Source organism: Mesorhizobium sp. M4A.F.Ca.ET.022.05.2.1, assembly GCF_003998845.1.
Taxonomy (GTDB): domain Bacteria; phylum Pseudomonadota; class Alphaproteobacteria; order Rhizobiales; family Rhizobiaceae; genus Mesorhizobium.
The window spans coordinates 1-4,518 of record NZ_RZOJ01000468.1 but is presented as its reverse complement, the minus strand read 5'-3'; the positions used below and the strand labels follow the sequence as shown (position 1 = coordinate 4,518).

7 protein-coding genes are annotated in these 4,518 nt (G+C 62.7%); 6 read left to right on the top strand and 1 reads right to left on the bottom strand.

Annotated elements, in window-relative coordinates:
* The first annotated feature begins 2 nt into the window (after positions 1–2).
* The 4 genes from EN745_RS30685 (at position 3) to EN745_RS30670 (ending at position 2,426) form a co-directional block, all read left to right on the top strand.
* A complete protein-coding gene (locus EN745_RS30685) occupies positions 3–845 on the top strand; it encodes a VOC family protein (protein ID WP_245487879.1) in 843 nt (280 codons plus the stop codon).
* Positions 842–1,684 (top strand): 3-deoxy-8-phosphooctulonate synthase, encoded by an 843-nt coding sequence (gene kdsA, locus EN745_RS30680; protein WP_127422977.1) that lies wholly within the window; start codon positions 842–844, stop codon positions 1,682–1,684. Before EN745_RS30685 ends, kdsA begins: the two co-directional genes overlap by 4 nt.
* A gap of 99 nt (positions 1,685–1,783) precedes the next feature.
* Entirely contained in the window at positions 1,784–1,990 is a 207-nt protein-coding gene (locus EN745_RS30675; protein WP_126054632.1) for a dodecin family protein, read from the top strand.
* Positions 1,991–2,060: 70 nt separating this feature from the next.
* Complete coding sequence (locus tag EN745_RS30670; protein WP_126054631.1) at positions 2,061–2,426, top strand: PRC-barrel domain-containing protein; 366 nt, start codon at positions 2,061–2,063, stop codon at positions 2,424–2,426.
* Positions 2,427–2,491: 65 nt separating this feature from the next.
* On the opposite strand, the gene EN745_RS37550 is transcribed toward EN745_RS30670, so the two are convergent.
* Positions 2,492–2,614 (bottom strand): hypothetical protein, encoded by a 123-nt coding sequence (locus tag EN745_RS37550; protein ID WP_274608485.1) that lies wholly within the window; start codon positions 2,612–2,614, stop codon positions 2,492–2,494.
* Positions 2,615–2,813: 199 nt separating this feature from the next.
* Between EN745_RS37550 and eno the strand changes: the two genes are divergently transcribed.
* Both eno and EN745_RS30660 read left to right on the top strand, forming a co-directional pair.
* The gene (gene eno / locus EN745_RS30665; protein ID WP_127406166.1) at positions 2,814–4,088 is read left to right on the top strand and encodes a phosphopyruvate hydratase; all 1,275 of its coding nucleotides are present in this window, start codon (positions 2,814–2,816) and stop codon (positions 4,086–4,088) included.
* A 156-nt stretch (positions 4,089–4,244) separates the two neighbouring features.
* The coding region (locus tag EN745_RS30660; RefSeq protein WP_145992227.1) for a septum formation initiator family protein at positions 4,245–4,518 on the top strand (274 nt) is incomplete at its 3' end.

Genomic DNA, 4,518 nt, shown 5'->3' with positions numbered 1-4,518 from the left:
ATCTGGTGCTGCCGACAGCGCGCCTGGATGCCGCTCGGGTGCGGCTGGGTTCACTCGGTTTTGTCGTGGCGCCGACCGGCATCCACCCGTTTGGCACCGAAAACTGCTGTGTCTTTTTCGCCGACGGCACCTACCTGGAGCCGCTGGCGGTTGGCGACGACCTGGAGACGGACCGGGCGATAGGCGAAGGCAATGTGTTCGTCGCGCGCGATCGTCTCTACCGGCAGAACCTCGGTGACGAAGGCTTTTCCGCTGTCGTGCTCGGGACCGGCGATGCCGACGCCGACCATGTTCGTTATGTCGGAGCCGGGATGTCGGCGGGGGAGTTGCTGAGTTTCTCCCGTGCTTTCACCGATGCGAGCGGCAAGAGCGATTTGGCGTCCTTCAAGCTGGCCTTCTGCGCCAGCAAGGATGCCGATGACGCTTTCCTTTTCGCTTGTGAGCGCATCAATGCACCGAAGATCGACCGCACTGCATTGCAGGCGCATGCCAACGGCGTAACAGGCATCGTCGAGGTCATCGCTGTGAGCGACAGGCCTTCTGGGCAGATCGGGCTGCTCACGACGGCTGCCGGCAAGCAAGGTTCGGAAGGTGATGCGATAGAGTTGCCGAACGCAACCCTGACGGTCCTGGAGCCCGGGACCTTTGCCTCGCGCTGCAACGTTCCGATAGAAGCGTCGCCGCATCTGCGCTTTGCCGCCATCGTTTTCTCGGTCCGCAGCAGCGCCATCGCCGCGCGCCTGCTTGCGGCCAACGCCATCGCACATCACATGAGCGGCAATGATATTATCGTCAGGCCAGCGCCCGGGCAGGGCGCCGCCTTCATCTTCCGGGAGACAAAATGAACAAACCCCTGGCGCCCAATCCGTCCGTGACCGTCGGCAACGTCGTCTTCTCGAACGCCGCGCCGCTGTCGCTGATCGCCGGGCCATGCCAGCTGGAATCGCGCCAGCATGCCTTCGACATGGCCGGCGCGCTGAAGGAACTCACCGGAAAGCTCGGCATCGGGCTCGTCTACAAGACCAGCTATGACAAGGCCAACCGCACCTCCTTGAGCGGGGCGCGCGGCGCCGGGCTGGATGCGGCGCTGCCGGTGTTCGACGATTTGCGCATGGAATTCGCGCTGCCGATCCTGACCGACGTCCACACCGACGAGCAGTGCGCATTGGTCGCCCCGCATGTCGACATCCTGCAGATACCGGCCTTTCTCAGCCGCCAGACCGACCTTTTGATCGCCGCGGCGCTGACCGGCAAGGTCGTGAATGTGAAGAAGGGGCAGTTCCTGGCGCCGTGGGACATGAAGAATGTCGTCGCCAAGGTCACCGGGTCCGGCAATGCCAATGTGCTGGTGACCGAGCGCGGCGCCTCCTTCGGTTACAACACGCTGGTCTCCGACATGCGCGCGCTGCCGGTCATGGCCGAGATCGGAGCGCCGGTGATTTTCGACGCCACGCATTCGGTGCAGCAGCCAGGCGGGCAGGGCGGCTCGACCGGCGGCGAGCGCCGCTTCGTCGAGACGCTCTCGCGCGCGGCGGTGGCGGTCGGGGTTGCCGGCGTGTTCATCGAGACGCACCAGGATCCCGACAATGCTCCCTCCGACGGCCCTAACATGGTGCCGTTGAAGGACCTTCCGGCATTGCTCGAAAGGCTGATGGCGTTCGACCGCGTAGCCAAGGGGCGCTGACATCAGCGCTGGTCCGGGCCATTCGTGCGCCGGCTTGTGGTTGCAGATACCCGGCGTTACCCTCATCCTCGCAAATGTGCGTCTTGGCAGGAGGAAGCCATGTCTGTCGCCCGCGTCACCGAAATCACGTCATCGTCCAAAAAGAGCTTTCAGGACGCCATCGAGAAGGGCATTGCCCGCGCCGCAAAAACTTTGAAGAACGTCGAGGGCGCCTGGATCCAGGACCAGAAGATCGTCGTCGCGGATGGCAAGATCATCGCCTATCGCGTCAACATGAAAGTGACGTTCATCCTCACCGACAGCTAAGCACAAAGTCGGGAACCTTCGCCCGCTCCCCTCATTGTCAAAACAGGCATTAACCGAGAGGAGCAGCACTATGACTACGCCGTCTGGCCACACCGAAGCCATTGCCGCCTCGCGCGTCATCGGCACGTCGGTCTACAATACCGCAGGCGACAGTATCGGCAGCATTGAGGACGTCATGCTGGACAAGATGTCGAACGGCATCATGTTCGCCGTCATCGGCTTCGGAGGTTTCCTCGGCATGGGCGAGAAGTATCACGCCATTCCGTGGGCAAGCCTCGATTATGACGAAAATATGGGCGGCTACGTCGTCGCTTTCACGAAGGAGCAGCTCAAGGCCGCCCCGGCCTATTCGATCGACGAGCTAACCGGCGCCGACGGCGAGGCGGCACGCGATGCGTCCTTCGAATACTACCACGTAAAGCCCTACTGGCATTGATCGCCAAGTCGGCAGGTCGCAATCGAAAGGCCCCCGCACATGCGGGGGCCTTCTTCTGGAAGATCCTACTGCGCTGCCTGTAGTGTCGACAGTTGCGCAGCACCCTGCTGGGGCTGCTGGTTGTCGCACGACGTCAGGAACGCTGCCGCGATCAGGAACAAACTCACGATACCGCTCAACTGGGACATGGCGAAACTCCTCCTGTTTCGCCCCGCGCAAGCAGAATCATAGACCAGAAAGCGGCGTGCCGCGCATGACTTATGATGACAGAAATTTGCGCTTCGTGAATCGGCCGGGCGGCAATATTTGCGAGCGGCCCGATTGCCTTTTGCGGCACTTTGGCTAAGAGGGGCGCGACGCTTCAATCGATCAATCGGGGACATCGCAATGACCGCCATCGTCGACATAGTCGGGCGTGAAATCCTGGACAGCCGTGGAAATCCCACCGTCGAGGTCGACGTGGTGCTGGAAGACGGCTCGATGGGCCGCGCCGCGGTACCGTCAGGCGCATCGACCGGCGCCCATGAAGCGGTCGAGCTGCGCGACGGCGGACCGCGCTATCTCGGCAAGGGCGTCCAGCGCGCCGTCGAGGCCGTCAACGGCGAGCTGTTCGAGGCGATCGGCGGCATGGAAGCCGAGAACCAGATCCACATCGACCAGACGATGATCGAGCTCGACGGCACGCCGAACAAGAGCCGGCTCGGCGCCAATGCCATCCTCGGCGTGTCGCTGGCGGTCGCCAAGGCCGCGGCCGAAGCGGCCGGCCTGCCGCTCTACCGCTATGTCGGCGGCGCCAAGGCGCACGTGCTGCCTGTGCCGATGATGAACATCATCAATGGCGGCGCGCATGCCGACAATCCGATCGACTTCCAGGAATTCATGATCCTGCCGGTCGGCGCGCCGACGCTGCGCGACGGCGTGCGCTGGGGCTCGGAAATCTTCCACACGCTGCGCAAGAAGCTCAAGGATGCCGGCCACAACACCAATGTCGGCGACGAGGGCGGCTTCGCCCCCAATCTGAAGAGCGCACCCTCAGCGCTCGATTTCATCATGGAATCGATCGAGAAGGCCGGCTTCAGGCCGGGCGAGGACGTTGCGCTCGGCCTCGATTGCGCAGCGACCGAGTTCTTCAAGGACGGCAACTACGTCTATGAGGGCGAGAAGAAGACCCGCGATCCGAAGGCGCAGGCCAAGTACCTGGCCAAGCTCGCATCCGACTACCCGATCATCACCATCGAGGACGGCCTTGCCGAGGACGACTGGGAAGGCTGGAAGATCCTGACCGACCTCATCGGCAAGAAGACGCAGCTTGTCGGCGACGATCTGTTTGTCACCAACACGGCAAGGCTTCGCGACGGCATCCGCATGGGCGTCGCCAATTCGATCCTGGTCAAGGTCAACCAGATCGGCTCGCTGACCGAAACGCTCGACGCCGTCGAGACCGCGCACAAGGCCGGCTACACCGCGGTGATGTCACACCGCTCGGGCGAGACCGAGGACTCGACCATCGCCGATCTCGCTGTCGCCACCAATTGCGGACAGATCAAGACCGGCTCGCTGTCGCGCTCCGACCGCATGGCCAAGTACAACCAGCTGATCCGCATCGAGGAAGAGCTGGGCAAGCAGGCACGCTACGCCGGCAAGTCGGTGGTCAAGGCCTGATCTGGCATCCCATCGTTGTATCTAGGAAGGGCGGGCGTTCCCCGCCCTTTTTCGTTTTGGGGCACTGGATACGTCCATCCGTAACCGTCCATTAAGCACAATGGAGCGAAAAAGATTCTGGGGCCGTTCGGGTTCGCGGCCGCGAGGATCTGGATCATGTGGACACGTCAGCACAAGCAGAGAAACACCGGCCGGCTGATCGTCCCCTCGCTCTGCGTGCTGTTCCTGGCCTATTTCGGCTTCCACGCCTATCACGGCGAGTTCGGCATCTATTCCAAGTATCAGCTCCAAGCCAGAGCGGTCGAACTGCAGGCGCAGCTCGACACCGTCAAGGCGCGCCGGGTCGATCTCGAGCGGCGGGTCCAGCTCATGCACGAGGGCACGCTGGAGAAAGATATGCTTGACGAGCAGGCTCGTAAGGCGCTCAATC

Coding starts and splice junctions, on each gene's coding strand:
- EN745_RS30675 (WP_126054632.1), top strand. CDS start 1,784: ATGTCTGTCGCCCGCGTCACCGAAATCACGTCATCGTCCAAAAAGAGC.
- EN745_RS37550 (WP_274608485.1), bottom strand. CDS start 2,614: ATGTCCCAGTTGAGCGGTATCGTGAGTTTGTTCCTGATCGCGGCAGCG.
- kdsA (WP_127422977.1), top strand. CDS start 842: ATGAACAAACCCCTGGCGCCCAATCCGTCCGTGACCGTCGGCAACGTC.
- EN745_RS30670 (WP_126054631.1), top strand. CDS start 2,061: ATGACTACGCCGTCTGGCCACACCGAAGCCATTGCCGCCTCGCGCGTC.
- eno (WP_127406166.1), top strand. CDS start 2,814: ATGACCGCCATCGTCGACATAGTCGGGCGTGAAATCCTGGACAGCCGT.